This is a genomic window from Hymenobacter bucti (assembly GCF_042681145.1).
Classification (GTDB): domain Bacteria; phylum Bacteroidota; class Bacteroidia; order Cytophagales; family Hymenobacteraceae; genus Hymenobacter; species Hymenobacter bucti.
Genome location: NZ_JBHUFD010000002.1, coordinates 292,511 through 309,722 on the forward strand (window position 1 = coordinate 292,511; position 17,212 = coordinate 309,722).

At 61.3% G+C, this 17,212-nt stretch carries 17 protein-coding genes; 7 read left to right on the top strand and 10 right to left on the bottom strand.

Going from position 1 to position 17,212, the window contains the following annotated elements; translation table 11 throughout:
- Nucleotides 1–57 precede the first annotated feature (57 nt).
- From ACFSDX_RS07205 to ACFSDX_RS07240, 8 genes are all read right to left on the bottom strand, one after another.
- Nucleotides 58–447, bottom strand: coding sequence for a hypothetical protein (locus tag ACFSDX_RS07205; RefSeq protein WP_382312596.1), 390 nt, complete (start codon nt 445–447; stop codon nt 58–60).
- 209 nt (nt 448–656) lie between these two features.
- Complete coding sequence (locus ACFSDX_RS07210; RefSeq protein ID WP_382312598.1) at nt 657–1,058, bottom strand: ribosomal maturation YjgA family protein; 402 nt, start codon at nt 1,056–1,058, stop codon at nt 657–659.
- A 40-nt stretch (nt 1,059–1,098) separates the two neighbouring features.
- On the bottom strand, nt 1,099–1,899 hold the full coding sequence (locus tag ACFSDX_RS07215) for a ferritin-like domain-containing protein (protein WP_382312599.1): 801 nt from the start codon (nt 1,897–1,899) through the stop codon (nt 1,099–1,101).
- A gap of 402 nt (nt 1,900–2,301) precedes the next feature.
- Nucleotides 2,302–2,688 (bottom strand): hypothetical protein, encoded by a 387-nt coding sequence (locus ACFSDX_RS07220; protein ID WP_382312600.1) that lies wholly within the window; start codon nt 2,686–2,688, stop codon nt 2,302–2,304.
- A gap of 126 nt (nt 2,689–2,814) precedes the next feature.
- On the bottom strand, nt 2,815–4,266 hold the full coding sequence (locus ACFSDX_RS07225; RefSeq protein ID WP_382312601.1) for a B12-binding domain-containing radical SAM protein: 1,452 nt from the start codon (nt 4,264–4,266) through the stop codon (nt 2,815–2,817).
- Between the two features lie 192 nt (nt 4,267–4,458).
- Complete coding sequence (locus ACFSDX_RS07230) at nt 4,459–6,081, bottom strand: DUF4153 domain-containing protein (protein ID WP_382312602.1); 1,623 nt, start codon at nt 6,079–6,081, stop codon at nt 4,459–4,461.
- A gap of 233 nt (nt 6,082–6,314) precedes the next feature.
- On the bottom strand, nt 6,315–6,608 hold the full coding sequence (locus ACFSDX_RS07235; protein WP_144851031.1) for a winged helix-turn-helix domain-containing protein: 294 nt from the start codon (nt 6,606–6,608) through the stop codon (nt 6,315–6,317).
- Nucleotides 6,609–6,619: 11 nt separating this feature from the next.
- Nucleotides 6,620–7,303, bottom strand: coding sequence for a hypothetical protein (locus tag ACFSDX_RS07240; protein ID WP_382312603.1), 684 nt, complete (start codon nt 7,301–7,303; stop codon nt 6,620–6,622).
- A gap of 242 nt (nt 7,304–7,545) precedes the next feature.
- Here ACFSDX_RS07240 and ACFSDX_RS07245 point away from each other — a divergent pair, with 242 nt between their 5' ends.
- The 4 genes from ACFSDX_RS07245 (at nt 7,546) to ACFSDX_RS07260 (ending at nt 10,677) form a co-directional block, all read left to right on the top strand.
- Nucleotides 7,546–7,827 carry a hypothetical protein gene (locus ACFSDX_RS07245; RefSeq protein WP_382312604.1) on the top strand — a complete coding sequence of 94 codons (282 nt, stop codon included), beginning with the start codon at nt 7,546–7,548 and terminating at the stop codon, nt 7,825–7,827.
- Nucleotides 7,828–8,060: 233 nt separating this feature from the next.
- Complete coding sequence (locus ACFSDX_RS07250) at nt 8,061–8,828, top strand: DUF4197 domain-containing protein (protein WP_382312605.1); 768 nt, start codon at nt 8,061–8,063, stop codon at nt 8,826–8,828.
- 99 nt (nt 8,829–8,927) lie between these two features.
- Nucleotides 8,928–9,728: a class I SAM-dependent methyltransferase gene (locus ACFSDX_RS07255; protein ID WP_382312606.1), complete on the top strand. Its 801-nt coding sequence runs from the start codon at nt 8,928–8,930 to the stop codon at nt 9,726–9,728.
- 70 nt (nt 9,729–9,798) lie between these two features.
- On the top strand, nt 9,799–10,677 hold the full coding sequence (locus tag ACFSDX_RS07260; protein ID WP_382312607.1) for a UbiA family prenyltransferase: 879 nt from the start codon (nt 9,799–9,801) through the stop codon (nt 10,675–10,677).
- Nucleotides 10,678–10,682: 5 nt separating this feature from the next.
- Here the strand turns inward: ACFSDX_RS07260 and ACFSDX_RS07265 are convergent, their stop codons facing one another.
- The gene (locus ACFSDX_RS07265; protein ID WP_382312608.1) at nt 10,683–11,150 is read right to left on the bottom strand and encodes a hypothetical protein; all 468 of its coding nucleotides are present in this window, start codon (nt 11,148–11,150) and stop codon (nt 10,683–10,685) included.
- Nucleotides 11,151–11,336: 186 nt separating this feature from the next.
- Nucleotides 11,337–13,652: a transcription termination factor Rho gene (gene rho, locus ACFSDX_RS07270; protein WP_382312609.1), complete on the bottom strand. Its 2,316-nt coding sequence runs from the start codon at nt 13,650–13,652 to the stop codon at nt 11,337–11,339.
- Nucleotides 13,653–14,133: 481 nt separating this feature from the next.
- Between rho and serS the strand changes: the two genes are divergently transcribed.
- From serS to ACFSDX_RS07285, 3 genes are all read left to right on the top strand, one after another.
- Nucleotides 14,134–15,405, top strand: a complete 1,272-nt coding sequence (serS, locus tag ACFSDX_RS07275; RefSeq protein ID WP_382312610.1) for a serine--tRNA ligase — start codon at nt 14,134–14,136, stop codon at nt 15,403–15,405.
- 227 nt (nt 15,406–15,632) lie between these two features.
- A complete protein-coding gene (locus tag ACFSDX_RS07280) occupies nt 15,633–16,097 on the top strand; it encodes a hypothetical protein (RefSeq protein ID WP_382312612.1) in 465 nt (154 codons plus the stop codon).
- A gap of 119 nt (nt 16,098–16,216) precedes the next feature.
- Nucleotides 16,217–17,107 (top strand): DUF2911 domain-containing protein, encoded by an 891-nt coding sequence (locus ACFSDX_RS07285; protein WP_382312613.1) that lies wholly within the window; start codon nt 16,217–16,219, stop codon nt 17,105–17,107.
- The last annotated feature ends 105 nt before the right edge of the window (nt 17,108–17,212 follow it).

The window sequence follows — 17,212 nt, forward strand, 5'->3', positions numbered from 1 at the left end:
CAGGCAAGATACTCGCCGCCCGGCAGTGGCACGCCCTAGGTGGCCGCCCGCGGCTAGCTAGCGCCGCAGTACGCGCTCGCTAGCCTGGCAGCGCCAGGTGAGCACCACGATGAGCAGGCCCTTGAGCGAATCGAGCACCAGGTTGTCGGGCCGCCCGAAGGTGACGTAGATACCTACTCCAATGCCTATCCACCACAGCCCCAGCAGGTAGCACAGGCCCGCGTAGCCAGGCCGCCGCCGCTGCACCCGGGCCCAGGCCAGTGCCGCCAGCAGCGTCACAAGCAGCAAAAACCACCCGGTGAGGTAGGCCAGAAACTGGGTTTCGGGACCGTACTTCACCTTGAATTGCGCCAGGGTAAATGCCGGGGCAAAAAAAGCGCCGCCCGTCAGCCCCAGCTCCAGCAGAATAGCAATGGTGAGCACAACCAGCAGCAGCGTTCGGGGCATAGCGAGTAGAGTACATAGAACCGCCACCTAGCGGTGGGCGAAGCTACTAAGTTTACGCCAACGTGGAGCTTACTCGGGGTTTAGCTGCTACGCAATGCCCAGCTTTTCGAGCCCCGCACTACTACCCCGGCCCCGCCCAGTAGCAACGCCAGCCACCCGGCCACTACCAGGCAGGCGCCGGCAGCGGCAATACCCCCGCAAAAAGCAGCTTACGCAAAGCGCTGCTTGTACATTACCATTGCCTGCTCGGCGGCCACAATACCCAGCGCCCCTAGGGTATACGCCAGCATGTCGCCCCACTCGAAGTGGTTGCCCAGCACCACGGCCGCCAGCCGCGAGTGCTGCAGCCCCACGTAGGTGAGCAGGTGCAGGTATTGCAGCGCCTCAATGCCGTAGGCCACCAGCAGCACCGCCGCCACCGTGGGCCGCACGGGCGTGGTAACCACGCTGCGCACCAAGCAGTACAAAAAGACGACGGCCAGCAAGTCGCCTACGTAGGGCCGCACGATGCGGTCGTGCAAAAACGCCGCAATAAATACTTCTACGCAGAACAAGCACCCGGCTCCGTAGAGCCAGTTTTTCTGATTTTCGACCATGCCAAGTGGTTGCATAAACATCTGTATTAAATAACTACAAAAAAAATCCGGGTGCTTACCGCGCCACGCGCAGGCCTGGGCTGGGCCACTGCCAGGCGCCAGCGGGGCTAGCAGCACCGGGGGCCGGGGCCGCCGGCCCACCCCGCACCACCAGCGGCGCATCGGGGCGCTGCATGGCTTCCACGCGGGCGTACTCGGTGGCGATGGCCGCGCAAAAGCGACCTAGGCCGTAGCCCCCGGCCCGCAGCGCCCGGCGGCAGCTGAGATACACCGTGAGGGCGGTGCCGGCCATCAGGCCGCGGTAGAGTTGCTTCCAAAGCCAGGCGCTCAGCCAGTTGCGGCGGGGCGAGAGTTGCCGGATGGCCAGGCAGTGGTAAATCAGGTGCATTTCCTCATCGAGCAAAATGCGGCGACACATCTGCTGCAACAGCCCCGAAAACGTGGCCGTGTACAGCGCTCGGTAATAGATGGTGGCCACCACCTCGGCCGTGAGAATGACGCGCACCATGTGCACCAGCCCCAGCGGCCGCCCTAGGCCCCGAAAGATGTTGTGCAGCCAGTGCGTCTGGAGGCGCGGAATGCCTTGCCGGTCCATAAACTGCCCCAGCATGTCGGCATGGCCTTCCTCTTCCTGAATGAAGAGGCGCATAGCCGCCGCGTAATCGGCATCGCCGAGCTGGTCGGCCAGGGCCAGCAGGTGGTCGCCGCCCGTGCCTTCGCCCCGCTGAAAGGTTTGGAGCGAGGCGCTGATAGCGCGCTTTTGGGTAAGTGAAAGCTGGTGCGGGTCGTCCCAGGCCAGGTCGGCAAAGCGGTCGCGGTTGGCTTGAAAATAGGTGGTTACGTCGGCGAAAGTCATTGCGATTTTGAAGGTGTAGGAAGGCCAAGCTTACAGAGTCAGTTATTGCTTGTAGGCGGCCCGGAAAAGGCCAGTAAAAGGAGCTCGAAGAATACCCAAGCTATTTGCGTAGTTATCAACATACTTATCCACAGCACTATAAGGCAGTTGATAACCGAAAGGCTTACCTTGTTCAGCACTGGCGAGAGCACTGCCTTTTTCCAAACCAGGCAGTAGGTGGGTACAAAGCTGAAAAGCAGAAGTGCCGGTTGTAGCGTCCGACATTCGTAGGGCAAGTCTGCGACGCAATAGCTCAGCCCTGCCCAGCAGAGCGAGCAAGCAGTTACCCAGCACACGCTACCCAGCAGCCACTGCCCCGGTGTGCGCGGCTTCGCAAAAGGATTAAGCACGGCTACTGACGACCTAGAAGCTCAGGCCGCCCGAGCTGCCACCATCACACACTAGCAGCAGGGCCAAAAATAGCAGGGCCAGGCACGAGAGCTGAAACAGGATGAGCACCAGTGTCCAGCCGGCGCTGACGAGGCTGAGCCAAATAGGCTCGGTGTGCTCGGCCACGGTTTCCCAAGTGGTAAGTACCGACTTATACCATATCAGTAAGTGCGCGGCGGCGGCAGCGCCGAGTAGCAGCCAGTCGGCCCACACGCTACTGGCAGCCAACAGCTTACTCAGCCCCAGGCTGAGCAGTAACCAGCCTAGGACGCTGGCTAGCGCCCAGCCCATGCTGCTTCGTAGCCACTCGGCCGGCGTAAGCGGTTTTTTGACCTTCGCGGTCAGGGTTAATTGTTCCATAGTTGTTTGTGATAGAATGAGTCATGCAGCGCGCAGCGCAGCATCTCGCCCGCTTCATTGCTGACGCAGGGGTTTACTGCGCCACGCGAGATGCCTCGCTGCGCGCTGCATGACAATCGTGATTGGTTATTGCAGCACTGGCAGCGGCAGCAGCATGCCTTCGGAGGCAGCCGGTGCGGGCGGCACCCCTACCCCACCGCGCGGGCTAGTGCCGCTGACTTTGCTCAGGATGACTTCGAGCAGGGGGCGCATGGCGTCGAGGTGGCGGAACTTGATGACGAAATTCCAGAGCGGCTCAAATTTCTTCCAGCCGCCGGCGTAGGCGAAATGCTTGAGCTGGTGGCGCACGGTGTCGTGGACCAGGCTGGCCTTGGCGATGTTGCCCCAGCTGTAGAAGTCGCGGTAGGCCTGGTCGTAGCCATTTTTGAGCTGGCGGGCGGTGAGGTGCGGGCCGGGCTGGCAGACCACCGTGCGGGTGTCGTACTCGTTCCAGCGGCGGTGCAGCAGGCGGCCTTCGGCTTCCATGCGCTGGAAGAGCGCCGTGCCGGGATAAGGGGTAGCAATGTGGAAAGTAGAAGTGGTAATACCTTGCTCAACCGCCCAATCGACGGTGCGCCGAAACACGTCGGGCCGGTCGTCATCGAGCCCAAACACGAAGCTGCCGTTTATCATAATCCCCAGGTCGTGCAGGCGGCGGATGGCGGCGGCGTAGTCGCGCCCCAGGTTCTGGGGCTTGTTGCTGGCCTTCAGGTTAACGGGGCTCAGCGTCTCAAAACCCACAAACAAGCTGCGCAAACCCGCCTGGGCGGCCTTCTCCAGCAAGCCATTATCGCGCAAAATGCTATCGACCGTGGCCGCGCCCTGGAAGAGCCGGCCCATGCCGCGCATCCCCTCGAAAAGCCCGGCCGCGAAGCGCACGTTGCCCAGCAAATGGTCGTCGAGAAAGTAGAGGTGGCGGCCGGGCAGACGGTCGATTTCGGCCAGCGCGTCGTCCACCGTCTGGGTGTAGAAGGACTTGCCACCGGCAAAAAAGGCGTCTTTGTAGCAGAAATCGCAGTGGTGCGGGCAGCCCCGCGTCACGACTATCGAATTGGGCACTAGGTAGCGCGTGCGCTTAATCAGGTCGCGCCGGATGGGCGGCACGCCCACCAGCGAGCGTCCGGCCGTGGACGCGTAGCGCGCCCGCGCCTGCCCGGCCCGCCAGTCGCGCAGAAACTCGGGAAACGTCTCCTCGCCCGGCCCTAGAAAGATGCTATCGGCGTGCGGCGCGGCCTCGTCGGGCAGGCTGGTCACGTGCAGGCCCCCTAGGCACACGTAGGCGCCGCGGGCGCGGTAGTGGTCGGCCAGCGTGTAGGCCCGGTAGGCATTGGTGATGTAGACCTGGATGATAACCAGGTCGGGCGCATCGTTGAGGCGTAGGGCCTCCACGTGCTCGTCTTGCAGGTCGGCCTCCCAGTCGGGCGGCAAATAGGCGGCCAGCGTGGCTAGGCCCAGCGGCGGGAAGAGCGAATACTTGATGGGCCGCCAGTAGGGGTTGGTGGCTTCGGTGAGGGCGGGCAGAATGAGCTTGACTTTCATAACTAAGGCATTGGTTTATATACATTTGCTAAATAGTCACGCTTGGTATTTCTGAATAAGGCTAGCCCAATGGCCACTAGCACTACCCACAGGCAAGCCAGTAGCGAGAGGTACAGTGCGAGCTGACCTAGCCCAGCCCACAACCCAGCCCAGCGGAAGCCCCGGCGCGGCTGCTTAGGCTGGCCGTAGTCGCTATCGTGCTTGCTCATGGCTAGCTAAGATTTTGTGAGCCAGATAATCAGCACCCGTTCGGCTCTGCCAGTCCTGCTCGGGATAGGCCTGCCGGAACTCCACCACCTTTTGCCGCAGTAGTGCGTGGGCCTGGGCTTTTTCCATGGTGTAGTAGTAACCGTCGCTGCCCTCGGCCACCAAATGCGGCATTTGGTCGAGGACGGCCTCCCGCGCCGCCAGCACCGGCAGCACCCTAGGCGGCATATTCAGCAAAAAGCCGATATCGAGGCGCGCAAAACCTGCTTGCAGGTTGTACTCGGCAATCCAGATTTCCCAGTTGCCGGCCGCCAAGCCTACTATCACCGCGTAGGCCGCCCACGAATTGAGCCGCACCAGGTTGAAAGCCGAGCGCCGCTGCCAGATTTTGAGCAGCACCGTACCTAGGCCAAATAAGGTTAGCAGCAGGAAGCCATACACCCCGATGCGCTTGTAAGCCAGGCCCGTGTACACGATGTAGTAGTAGTTGCGCAGCCCTACCGAGATAGCCAGCACCACGTTTTGCAGCACCCACAGCGTGGCGCCCCAGCGCAGCAGCGGCAGGCCGGGCTGGTAGAAATTGAGGTTACGCCGGAAAAACCACAGCATGATGCCCGCCGCCAGCAGAATGCTGAAAATCAGCACGTAAGTACCCTCGTGCACAAACTGCGTGAGGTCGAAGCCCGGCGCCGGCTCGAAACCCAGCCATATCCAGTTGATATCGACCACGTTCACCACCAGCAGCAGCGCGTTGAGCAGGCCGAAGCTTACCACGGCGGCCAGCCACTCCTTGCGCAGGTCGAGCATCGGGCGGGCATTGTGGGCGAAGTTGGGCCGCCGTACCCCTAGGGAGGCAACGCCATCGCGCTGCCGCCGCACAAACTCCCCGAAGCGCGACTCGTGGTCACTGAAAAAATGGATGGGCACCACCACCAGCGCGCCCGCCGCGCCCACCAAGCACACCACAAAAAACAGCAGGTGTGGCACCGAAATATCAGCGAATAACTGCCCCAGCAAGTCAGCCAGTCCGTTCCAAAACCGCGCGCTCAGCGCTGCAAACCGAGGGTTGGCGGCCGCAAACAAGGCCTGGAAAATGCCCACCGCCAGCAGCGGCATCCCCAGCACCCGCCCGTAGAACCAGCCGCGCTGCAACCGCCCGCCCAACTGCCGCGGCGCCCGAATGCTGCCCACCACGGCCCCCACCGCCGGCAGCACTCCCGCCGCGGCCGTCAGTACCGCGTAGCCCAGCAGCCGCAGCTGCGGCTGGTTTACCATGCCCACCAGCAGCAGGCCCGAGGCCAGCGCCGCCCACAGCGCCGCGCTAGAGCCATACCACGCCACCAGCCCGCCACTCAGCAGGCAGCCCACTACAATGACCCAAAAGCTACCTAGGCGCCGCACCGGCGCGTGGCGCGGCAGCAGCACTAGGTGCGCTCCCACCAGAAATATCATGTACACCAGCACATTAAGGCCTGCCGACTCGTGCCAAAAAAGGTAGTCGCTCAGCACGGCCGAGGCGGCCACCAGGCTACCTAAGAGCGTTGAAATACGGTAAGCGGGGCGCGCGGGAGCGGGGGTAACCGGAGCCCAAGAAGCGGTTGTTTCCATTATTAAAGAACTTTGTATTTCAAAGTAATAGAATAAAAAAAAGGCCGATTCAGGTCGGCTGTTGCGTGAACTTCACCCCCCGACTCCCTCTCCAAAAAAGAGGGGGAGCCGGATGGTAATTTATTTCTAAATTTCACTGCCAAAAATCAAAAGGAAGATGAACCAACTGCGTCCGGCTCCCCCTCTTTTTTGGAGAGGGGGTCGGGGGGTGAGGTCCACGCGCAGGGTTCGCCCTACCCCCGCAGCAGCTTCTCCAGCGCCGCTAGGTGCTCCTGAAAAGCGGTTTTACCTTCGGCAGTGGCATTGTAAGTCGTATTGGGCTTCTTGCCGATGAACTGTTTGTTTACCAGCACGTAGCCAGCCTTTTCGAGCGCCGCCACGTGCGAGGCCAGGTTACCATCGGTCAGGTCGAGGCTTTCTTTCAAGTCATTGAAACTCACCGACTCGTTGGCCAGCAGCACGGCCATTACGCCGAGCCGCACGCGGTGGTCGAAGGCTTTATTAAGCGTGTGGATGGCATATTTCACGGGCTGCAAATTTACGCCTGGCTGCGGGCACCCGCGGCGGGGCGCTCGTAGCGGTTATACATCAGCAGGCCGTAGCCAATGTGCCCTAGCCCGAAGCCCACCCCGAAAAGCAGCAGCCCGTAGCCCGGCATTAGCAGTCCCAGCAAGCCTAGGGCTATCTGGGTCAGCCCTAGATACTTAATTTCTTCTAGAGTGTACTTGCTGCCATTCAGCAGGGCAATGCCGTAGAACACCAGCATACCCGGTACCACCAGCTCGGGCGCGCCGCTCAAAAACAATTTAAGGCAAAATAGCCCCCCCACCGCCAGCGGAATAAACAGCGCCGCGGCTAGGCGCCGAGCCGGGGCCGTCCACAGCGAGCGCAGGCCCTCGCGCCGGGTGCGGCGCAGCGTAAAAAACGCCGCCACCAGCAGCGCCGCCGCTATCATGGCCAGCGCCAGGCCCAGCAAGAACGGTAGGGCCTCCAGGCGCTCGCCCAGCGAGGTTTGAAACAGCCGCAGGTAGCCCTGGGCGCCGTACTGCGCGCTGCCGTACTCTTGCAGCAGGTAGTAGTGCGCCACCAACGTGCCCACCAGCGCCACCACGCCGGCCCCTACCCCACTGAGGCCGCTGAGCGAGATGAAGCGCGAGCTGCGCTCCATAATGGCGCGGATTTCGGTGAGCTGGGCGAGCGGGTCCTGGGTGGCGGGCTTCATGCGGGGCGGTGAAGTACTTTGTGATGCAAAGCTAATAGCAGAAGAGCGTATGTTTGCATCAACCGGCTTATTTTTTTATGCCCATTATAAGGTTACTGAATCCACCTCCGCATTCGTCTGCGGTAATAGTATGGTTAATCACCGTGCTAGCTGGCTCCGCTGTCACTACTACGGCTGCCACTTTTTTCTTCCTGGGTGAGCTAGATATTAGCGCTATAGTTCGCGCTGGCATACTCTGCCTAATGGTGGCACTGGTAGTTTCCACACCAGCTCTGTTTGTGCTGCCGCTGGGAATGCGTTGGGCAATGGCTGCCTCAACTGCTACTCAACAGCTGAAGCGGTTAATTATACTGATTTGCAGCCTCTTTGGCATAGCGGCCTTACTGCTATTTAATTTTATCACTGACGCAGCATTAATAAAGTCTGGTGTTCTGTGGTTTGCCGGCTGCTACTTACCAGTAGCTATTGCCGCTATCTATTGGCTGTATGCTGATTGGCTTCTCATGGATGGCCGCAAAAATTAAGTCTCCTTTGATTACCCGGAAGACAACTTGCAAAACAGCTTTTTCCACTACGCGCCCCACCGCTCGGTCGCTGAAAAGCGGGCGTTAGCCGAGTGCAGTTGGATGATATCAGAAACTGGTACGTCTTTTGGCTGGTGCTAGGGCGCGGGCAACTTTCGGCGCCGCCCGGCAGTTGCCTTACGAACCAGCTCGCACCATTTATATTCCTTACTAGCGCTCATTTCCATTTCATTATGAAAAATCGTCTGCTCCTCGCTACCCTTGCCCTCACTGGTCTTACGCTCACCGCTCACGCCCAAATCAGCTTTCCCAGCAGCCTAGGCGGCCTGAAGCTGCCCACCAAGAAGACAACGACTACCACGACGTCTTCCTCCACCGGCGTGGCGGGCCTCACCAACACGGAAGCCGCTAATGGCCTGAAAGAGGCACTTATCCAAGGCATTAGCAAGGGCGCGGACCAGGCCTCGGCCACCGATGGCTTCAACCTCAACAAATTCATCCGCATTCCTTTTCCGCCCGATGCGCAGCGCATGGCCACCACCCTGCGCAAAATCGGCCTGGGTAGTCAGGTCGATAAGTTTGAGCTTTCGCTGAACCGCGGCGCCGAAGACGCGGCCAAAAGCGCCAAGCCCATCTTCCTCAATGCTATCAAGCAGTTGACTTTCACAGATGTGTGGAATATTCTGACCGGTCAGAAAGACGCCGCCACCCAGTACCTCAAGCGCACCACCACCACGCAGCTCACCACGGCCTTCATGCCCATCATGCAGCAAAGCTTGGAGAAAGTGGACGCTACCAAGTACTACAGCAGCCTGAGCACCACCTACAATAAGCTGCCGCTGGTAACGCCCGTGCAAACCGACCTCAACCAGTACGCCACCGGCAAAGCCATCGACGGCTTGTTCACGCTCATTGCCCAGGAGGAAGCCGACATTCGGGAAAACCCCGTGGCCCGCACCACTTCGCTGCTTAAGAAAGTGTTTGGCATCGGCGGCAAGTAAGCCTTCTCTCCAGCTACAGAAATGCCCGTTGCGCCCCCGCAACGGGCATTTTTTAGTGGGGGCCGCTACTCTTTTGGACCGGGGCCGTAGGGATTACTTGTGAAGTTTCGCCTGCACCTGTTCGAGTTTGAAGACCAGCCGTGGTTTCCGGCCGTGCTGCGCGCGGGGCAAATGGATTACCTGCGCTTCATGATTTCGGCGTTGGGCATCTACCGCCCGGTGGCGCCGCTGCTGGCGGCCGCCCTGCACCGCACCCGACAAAGCCAGCTACTGGAGCTGGGCGCCGGCGCGGGCGGCGGCACCGAAACTGTGCTGGCTGCCCTGCGCCAGCAGCCCACCGCCCCCCCTGACCTAAGGCTGCTTCTCACCGACCTGTACCCCCAGCCCGCCGCCTGGGCCGATGTGGCGCGCCGCACCAACGGCGCCATTCGGGGCCACGCGGCGCCCGTCGATGCCCTGCGCGTGCCCGCTGACCTAGGGGGCTTCCGGGTTATTTTTTCGGCGTTTCACCACTTCGCGCCGCCGCAGGCCGAGGCGCTGCTGCGCGATGCCGTGGCCCAGGGCGCGGGCATCGGCGTGTTTGAGGGCGCGGGCAAGAGCTGGCTCGAAATCGGGCTGGCCCTCACGGTGCTGCCGGTGGCGCAGTTGCTGCTCACGCCGTTTTTCCGGCCGTTTCGGTGGAGCCGACTGGTTTTCACGTACTTGCTGCCGCTCATTCCGCTCACCACTATCTGGGATGGCGTGGTTTCTATCTTCAGGATGTACCCGCCCAACGAGCTGCGGGCGCTGGCCCAACGCGCCGACCCCATCGGCCGCTACCAGTGGCAAGCCGGGCAGCTACGCCACTGGTGGGGCCCGCACGTGACGTACCTGATTGGTACAATAAGCAGTGAGCAATGAGCAGACCGACCAGTTGGCTTACTCCTCAGCGCTCGCGTTACACCTTTGCACGCTCATTGCCACCTGCTCATTGTTAATTGCTCATTACAAAAAAGCGCTGCCGCTGCTGCGCATTCCGTTCTCACTGTTCCTGATGCCAATCTTCTGGTTCGGGCTCAGTGCGCTACGCTTGCCCTTTGGCGCAGGGCGGGCGGCGGCGGTATTCGGTATTTTACACCTGCTGGTGTACCCCGCTTCCAACGGCTATAACTCCTTCTATGACAAGGACGAAGGCAGCATTGGCGGGCTGAAAGCGCCCCCGAAGGTCACCCCCGAGCTGCTGCACCTCGTCTGGCTGTTCGACGCGCTGGCCCTAGGTGCCTCGCTGCTGCTGGGCTGGTCTTTTGCGGCGCTGGTGCTGGTGTATCTACTGGTTTCCAAGGCCTACAGCTACGAGGGTATTCGCCTCAAGAAGTACCCGCTGGTGAGCACGGCGGTGGTGGTCGTGTTCCAGGGCGCCTACACGTTTCTGCTCACGCAGGTGGGCGTGGGCGCCCCCGAGGCCCAGCTTTTTGAGAAAACCAATCTGCTGCTGGCGCTGGTGAGCACGCTGTTTTTGTGCGGCTCCTACCCCCTCACCCAAATATATCAGCACCAAGAAGATGCGCAGCGCGGCGACCGCACGCTTAGCCTGCGGCTGGGTATTCGGGGCACGCTGGTATTTGCGGCGGGCGGGCTGCTCATCGGCGCCCTGGCCATGAGCCTGGCCTACTGGCTGCGGGGCGAAAGACAGAACATTCTGGTTTTCCTCGTGGCCACGGGGCCGGTGGTGGCGCTGTTTGCGCGCTGGGCCTGGCTGACGTGGCGCGACCCCGCGCACGCCAATTTTGAGTGGACCATGCGCATGAATATTGTGTCATCGCTGTGCCTGAGCGCCGCTTTCATTACTATGCTCTTCCTCGTCCGGTAGCGCCCCTAGGGCTGGCGCCGGGTGCTGATAATGACCATGCCGCCCTGCGCCCGGGTCCCGGCAATGACAGCTGCATTCTTGCCAATCAGCAGGTCTATTTTTTGCACCTGCCGCCGGGTAAGCAGCGGCTGCCACTGCGCCGTATCAGCCGGCGCTACTACTTGGCCATCAATCAGATAAAACAACACCACTCCTAGAGGCCTCGGGTCGATGGCTTCGGCCTGGCGCTGCTTTTCCTGCGCGGCCCGAAAGGCCCGCTGGCCTTCCGCCGTGAGGCAGGCTACGCACAGGGCGGCGGCCGGCACCGGGCCGCGCACGCGGGCATCGCAGGCCAGGCGCTGGCGCACCGCGGCCACTTGTTTCCTCAAGGGCAATTGTTGAGTGGCCACCACCCAGGCATCCGACGCCGCTACGGTCGCATACACCTTGCACGGCGGACCTAGGAGGCTGTAGGCTAGTAGGAGCAGCTTCATGGCTAGGTTTGTTTCCCGCAGGGTTTCGCGGGGTAAGGCGCAGGGTTTCGCAAAGTTCAGCAGAAAAACCCTGCGTAACTCTGCGCCTCACTCTGCGCGACCCTGCGAAACCCTGTGGGAAATCATAAAAAAAAGCGGCCCGCGGAGCAAAACTCCACGGGCCGCTTTTTTATGCCAAGCAGTTGCTTAGCCGTTCATAGCCAGCAAGAATTCCTCGTTGTCCTTGGTGCCTTTCATGCGGTCCTTCAGGAATTCCATGGCTTCGGTAGCGCTCATGTCGGTCATGAATTTGCGCAGCACCCATACGCGGCTCAACTCGTCGCGGGTCATCAGCAAGTCTTCGCGGCGGGTGCCGGAAGCCGGAATGTCGATAGCCGGGAACACGCGCTTGTTGGCCAGCTTGCGGTCAAGCTGCAATTCCATATTGCCGGTGCCTTTGAATTCTTCGAAGATAACTTCGTCCATCTTCGAGCCGGTTTCAATCAGCGCGGTGGCGATAATCGTCAAAGAGCCAGCACCTTCAATGTTACGCGCCGCGCCAAAAAAGCGCTTAGGCTTTTGCAGTGCTCCGGCATCAATACCACCCGAAAGGATGCGCGACGACGACGGCTGCACCGTGTTGTAGGCGCGGGCTAGGCGGGTAATCGAGTCGAGCAGAATCACCACATCGTGGCCGCACTCCACGAGGCGACGGGCCTTATCAAGCGCCAGCTCCGCGATTTTAACGTGGCGGTCGGCCGTTTCGTCAAAAGTTGAGCTGAGCACTTCGGCTTTCACCGAGCGGGCCATGTCCGTCACTTCTTCCGGGCGCTCGTCGATGAGCAGGATGATGAGGTAGACTTCGGGGTGATTCTCCGAAATTGCGTTGGCGATTTCCTGAAGCAGCACCGTCTTACCCGTTTTGGGCTGGGCCACGATGAGGCCCCGCTGGCCCTTGCCGATGGGCGCAAACAGGTCGAGCACGCGGGTGCTCACTTGGGTGGGCTTGGTGCTGAGCTTAAGCTTCTCGTCGGCAAACAGCGGTGTCAAGTGGTTGAAGGGCACGCGGTCGCGTACTTCCTCCACCGTGCGGCCGTTGATGCTATCGACCCCCACCAGGGCAAAATACTTCTCGTTTTCGCGGGGCGGGCGCATGGTGCACTGCACCGTGTCGCCGGCCTTCAGCCCGTATTGCCGCACTTGCTGCGGCGACACGTAGATGTCGTCGGGCGAGGTGAGGTAATTGTAGTAGGGCGAGCGCAGGAAGCCGTAGCCGCCATCGGGCATCAGCTCCATGGTACCCGAGCCGGGCACCGTCAGGTCGAGCTCCGGGGTACGGGGCGGGCGCGGCGCCTGCTGCGGCTGGCGCTGGCCTTCGGCAGCCTGGCCGTTCTGGGCCGGCTGGCCGTTTTGGCCGTTGGTACTAGGTGCCTGGGCTACTGCGCCTTGCTCGGTTGCGGGCTGGCCTTCGGTGCCGGTGCGCTGGCGCTCTTCGCGGCGCTGCTGGCGCTGGGCTTCGCGCTGGGCGTAGCGCTCCTCGCGGCTCAGGCGGGGCTGGTCGGTGGCGCCGGCGCCGTTCACGGGGCGCGCCTCGCGCGGCTGGTCGTTGGTGAAGCGGGGCTGACCATTCTCGCGGGGCTGGCCGTTTTCGCGGTCGGTGCGGGGCTGGCCGTTGCGGTCGCGGTTGTCGCGCGAGTCGCGGCTACCATCGCGGTTTTCACGGTCGAAGCGCTGCTCGCGAGTTTCGCGGCGGTCGGCATACGCCTCAGGGGCGGGCTGCTCGGCGGCGGCCTCCGAGGCGGTTGCCTCGGTGCTAGGGGCTTCCTCAGCACCAGAAACGGCGGTGGTGGGGCGGTCTTCGCGGCGGGGCAGCGGCCGGCCGGCGCGGTCTACGCGTTCGCGGCGGTGGCGCACCGGGGCGCTTTCGCCATCCGAGTGCGTTTCCTGGGCCGGGTTGGTTTCGGCGGGCGGCACGGTAGCTTCTTCGGCCGCTACCGATACGGTAGCCACATTTTGCTCATCGGCCTCCACCACGTCGAGGCGCGTGGGCTGCGGCGCCTCAGCAACCACTTCAGCGGCAGCAGCTTGTGCTACGGTCTCCTCCACGGCGGCTGGGGCCTCCGCTACCGCGGGCGTTTCGGCTACCGGCGCCACTGCTACGGCGGCCGCCGGGGCGGCTACGTCGGAGAAAGGCTGCTCGGCCACGGGCGCGGCGGCGGGGCGGCGCCGGCCGCTACCGCCGCGGGCACCCCGCGCGGGGGCGGCCGGGGTAGCGGTTTCGGCTTCGGCGGCAGTGGGAGCAACTGTCACTTCGGCAGCGGGTGCTTTAGCAACAGGCGCTTCGGCCGGGGTAGCGGGCTTTTTGCTAGGTAGCTGGTCGGCCGGCAGCAGGGCTTGCTGGTCGAGGATTTTATAAATTAAATCCTGCTTGCTCAGGCGCTTGAAATTACCGACGTTTAATTGCTCAGCAACTTCCTTAAGGTCGGATAATAGCCGGTCCTTCAGCTCGTTAAGGGTATACATAGGGGAAATTAGGGAATTCGGCGCATGGGGCCCGGCCGCGTAGCAGCCTCCAGCCCTGGTTCCTGGCCGCAAGAAAATTGCCTAAGGCCAACGGCCCAGCTCAACTTCCAAAAAGCGGCAATGCGCAACACAACCAGCAAGGCGGCGGGCAACAACAAGAAACGGTGAGGTATAAAAGGGGCGGCCGCAGCTCTACCAAGGCAAAAATGTCGGTCCGGCAACGCAACGGGTGGACCCAGGGCCTCCCCTGCCAGCCCCATGGGCCGGCTTGCAGCTGCAATATTAACGCATTACGGACAAACTCCCAACTTAGGTGCGTTGGTAGCCGGTCATTGCCCAAATTTTAAGAAAAAACAGGCGGCGCAGACTATTACTCTCTTACTACTTACCCTTGGCACTGGTGCCTGCGTCGGCTTCCCAACGTGCACCTGGGGCCGACTGGTTCCGCGCTGGCGGCCGCCGCAATACCTTTGCGGCCACTATGCTACAAATTTCTGTACTTAAAGAGCAAACCGACCGCGTGCTGGCCGGCCTGGCCAAGCGCAACTTTAAAACGGCCGCCGCTGATGTAGCGACGGTGCTCGACCTCGACCAGCGGCGCCGGGCCCTACAAACGCAGCACGACACCGCCCAGGCCGAGGCCAACGAGCTGGCCCGCCAGATTGGCGGCCTCATGAAAAGCGGCGACAAGGCCGGCGCCGAAACGCTGAAAATCCGCACCTCGGAGCTAAAAATTCAGGTTAAAGCCCACGCCGATGAGCTATCGGCGCTCGAAAAGCAGCAAACTGAGTTGCTCTATAAAATCCCCAACGTGCCGCACGAGAGCGTGCCCGCCGGCCGCTCGGCCGAGGACAACGAGGTGGTGCGCGAGGGCGGCACCAAACCCGACCTAGGGCCCGGCGCGCAGCCACACTGGGAGCTGATAAAAAAGTACGATATCATTGATTTTGACCTAGGTATCAAAATCACGGGCGCGGGCTTTCCGGTGTATAAGGGCCAGGGCGCGCGCTTGCAGCGGGCCTTGATTAACTTCTTCCTCGACCAGGCCCGCGACGCGGGCTACGTGGAAGTGCAGCCGCCCATCCTGGTAAACGAGGCCAGCGGCTACGGCACGGGCCAATTGCCCGATAAAGAAGGCCAGATGTACCACGACGCGGCCGATAACCTGTACCTGATTCCGACCTCGGAGGTGCCGATTACCAACCTCTACCGCGACGAGATTATCCCCCTGGAGAAGCTGCCCGTGCGCAACACTGGCTACACGCCCTGCTTCCGGCGCGAGGCTGGCTCGTGGGGCGCCGACGTGCGCGGCCTCAACCGCCTGCACCAGTTCGATAAGGTTGAAATCGTGCAGATTACCCAGCCCGAGCACTCCTACGCCGCCCACGAAACGATGGTGGCCCACGTGGAAAAGCTGCTACAGCTGCTGGAGCTGCCCTACCGCGTGTTGCGCCTCTGCGGCGGCGACATGGGCTTTACCTCGGCCCTCACCTACGACCTCGAAGTGTGGAGCGCCGCCCAGGGCCGCTGGCTCGAAGTATCGTCGGTGAGCAACTTCGAAACCTTCCAGGCCAACCGCCTCAAGTGCCGCTACAAAGTGGATGGCAAAACCCAGCTGCTGCACACCCTCAACGGCTCGGCCCTAGCCCTGCCCCGCATCGTGGCCGCGCTGCTGGAAAATAACCAGACGCCGGAAGGCATCAATCTGCCCGAAGTATTGCACTCCTACTGCGGGTTCGCCCAGATTAAGTAGGCTTTCACCCACAAAAGCCAGTTATTGAACGAGAATACCCGATTAGCGAGTGCTAGTCGGGTATTCTCGCTTTTAGCACTATTCTCCTCTTCATTTGCTCCCTAACTACTTGTGCGTTAGCCTTATTTTAGAAGTAATATAAAGTTTATTCTTTATTCAGAATAAGCGCTACTATCCCGTTTTTTTGTCTTTAGCTTGGCAGTGTCGAATTTATTCTCCGTCCTGCTATGTCAAAATTTACTCGCTTTTTTTCAGCTGGAATCGCCCTCGTCGCTTTCGCGCTGGCCGCCCCCGCTGCCCAGGCCCAAACCACTGATTTTGCGTCGGTATCGCTGGCGAGCAGCACATCAGTTGAGTCTAGCAGCCGCTCGCTAGCGCTGCCAGCCACCGACGAGCCCACGCAGCGCCTCAGCGCGCCGCCGGCCCCCGAGGTGCACGCCGCCTACTACAACGACGCGCACAAAGATTTACATCAGGCGCTGGCCTGGATGCAGGAAACCAACGCCCTGCACCCCGAGTACTGGAACGTGTATGCTGAAGCGCGTATCCGCTTGCAGCTCAAGGACTACGCCGGCGCCCACGCCACGGCCCAGGCCGCCAAGAAGCTGGCCCTGGCCGCCTCGCCGCCCAACGCCGACTACGTTCGGAGCAGCGAGGAAGTAGTGGCCCAGGCCACCTCCAAACTGAAATAATCCGCCGCGCGGCTCCTACTCTACCTAGGTAATTTGCCCGCCGTTTGGCACTGCGAAGCCCGCCCACTCGGCGGGCTTCGCTATTTTTGGCCTTTCAACCTCTTTTTCTCCCCGCTGAAATGACCAGAATTGCCATGCACCTGACCGCCGCCGTGGCCCTCACAGCCTCCGTACTCACGGCCTCCGTGACCCAGGCGCAGATTGTGACCCCGCAGCCCAGCCCCAAAAGCACCGTGACGCAGCGCATCGGGCTCACCGACGTGACCATCGCCTACAGCCGCCCCTCGCTCAAAAACCGCGAAGTATTTGGCGCCGCCTCGCCCCTAGCGCCCTACGGCAAGCGCTGGCGCACGGGTGCCAATGCCACCACCAGCATCAAATTCTCGGACGATGTGACCATCGAGGGCAAGAAAGTACCGGCCGGCGAGTACGGCCTCTACACCGTGCCGGGCGCCGCCGAGTGGACGGTAGTGCTCAACAAAAGCCTCAAGCAAGGCGCTGACGTAGACGGCTTTAAGGACGACCAGGACGTGGCCCGTTTTACCATCAAGCCTTACAAGCTAGCCAACAAGGTGGAAACCTTCACCATCAGCTTTGCTGAGCTGACGCCCGCCACCGCCAACGTGGATATCTTATGGGGCCTAACGGGCGCCAAGTTTAAAGTCACCGCCGATGTAGACAGCAAGGTGCAGGCGCAGATTGATGAGAAGGTCATCAAAAACGCCAACCCCAGCGCGAATGACCTGGCCGCTGCGGCCGTTTACTACAACGACAACAACAAGGAGCTGAAGCAGGCGCTCACCTGGATTCAGAAAGCCAACGCCACCGACCCCAAGTTTTGGAACGTGAACACGGAAGCCAAAATCCGCCTGAAAATGAAGGATTACAAAGGCGCCGTAACGGCGGCCGAGCAGTCGAAAAAGCTTGCCCTCGCCTCCACGCCGCCCAACGCCGAGTACGCTAAGATGAACGATGAGCTAGTGGCCGAAGCCAAAAAAGGCGGCAAATAGTCGCCTAGGTTATCTAAATCTAAAAAAGGCCGCGCAACGAAATTCGTTGCGCGGCCTTTTTGTGTATTCTTAAGTACGTCCGCCATGCTCAGCATGACGGGCTTT

What these genes read in the sequence shown, in the direction of transcription:
- ACFSDX_RS07205 (WP_382312596.1), bottom strand. Translation starts at nt 447, where the DNA reads ATGCCCCGAACGCTGCTGCTGGTTGTGCTCACCATTGCTATTCTGCTG.
- ACFSDX_RS07210 (WP_382312598.1), bottom strand. Translation starts at nt 1,058, where the DNA reads ATGCAACCACTTGGCATGGTCGAAAATCAGAAAAACTGGCTCTACGGA.
- ACFSDX_RS07215 (WP_382312599.1), bottom strand. Translation starts at nt 1,899, where the DNA reads ATGACTTTCGCCGACGTAACCACCTATTTTCAAGCCAACCGCGACCGC.
- ACFSDX_RS07220 (WP_382312600.1), bottom strand. Translation starts at nt 2,688, where the DNA reads ATGGAACAATTAACCCTGACCGCGAAGGTCAAAAAACCGCTTACGCCG.
- ACFSDX_RS07225 (WP_382312601.1), bottom strand. Translation starts at nt 4,266, where the DNA reads ATGAAAGTCAAGCTCATTCTGCCCGCCCTCACCGAAGCCACCAACCCC.
- ACFSDX_RS07230 (WP_382312602.1), bottom strand. Translation starts at nt 6,081, where the DNA reads ATGGAAACAACCGCTTCTTGGGCTCCGGTTACCCCCGCTCCCGCGCGC.
- ACFSDX_RS07240 (WP_382312603.1), bottom strand. Translation starts at nt 7,303, where the DNA reads ATGAAGCCCGCCACCCAGGACCCGCTCGCCCAGCTCACCGAAATCCGC.
- ACFSDX_RS07245 (WP_382312604.1), top strand. Translation starts at nt 7,546, where the DNA reads ATGGTGGCACTGGTAGTTTCCACACCAGCTCTGTTTGTGCTGCCGCTG.
- ACFSDX_RS07250 (WP_382312605.1), top strand. Translation starts at nt 8,061, where the DNA reads ATGAAAAATCGTCTGCTCCTCGCTACCCTTGCCCTCACTGGTCTTACG.
- ACFSDX_RS07265 (WP_382312608.1), bottom strand. Translation starts at nt 11,150, where the DNA reads ATGAAGCTGCTCCTACTAGCCTACAGCCTCCTAGGTCCGCCGTGCAAG.
- rho (WP_382312609.1), bottom strand. Translation starts at nt 13,652, where the DNA reads ATGTATACCCTTAACGAGCTGAAGGACCGGCTATTATCCGACCTTAAG.
- serS (WP_382312610.1), top strand. Translation starts at nt 14,134, where the DNA reads ATGCTACAAATTTCTGTACTTAAAGAGCAAACCGACCGCGTGCTGGCC.
- ACFSDX_RS07280 (WP_382312612.1), top strand. Translation starts at nt 15,633, where the DNA reads ATGTCAAAATTTACTCGCTTTTTTTCAGCTGGAATCGCCCTCGTCGCT.
- ACFSDX_RS07285 (WP_382312613.1), top strand. Translation starts at nt 16,217, where the DNA reads ATGACCAGAATTGCCATGCACCTGACCGCCGCCGTGGCCCTCACAGCC.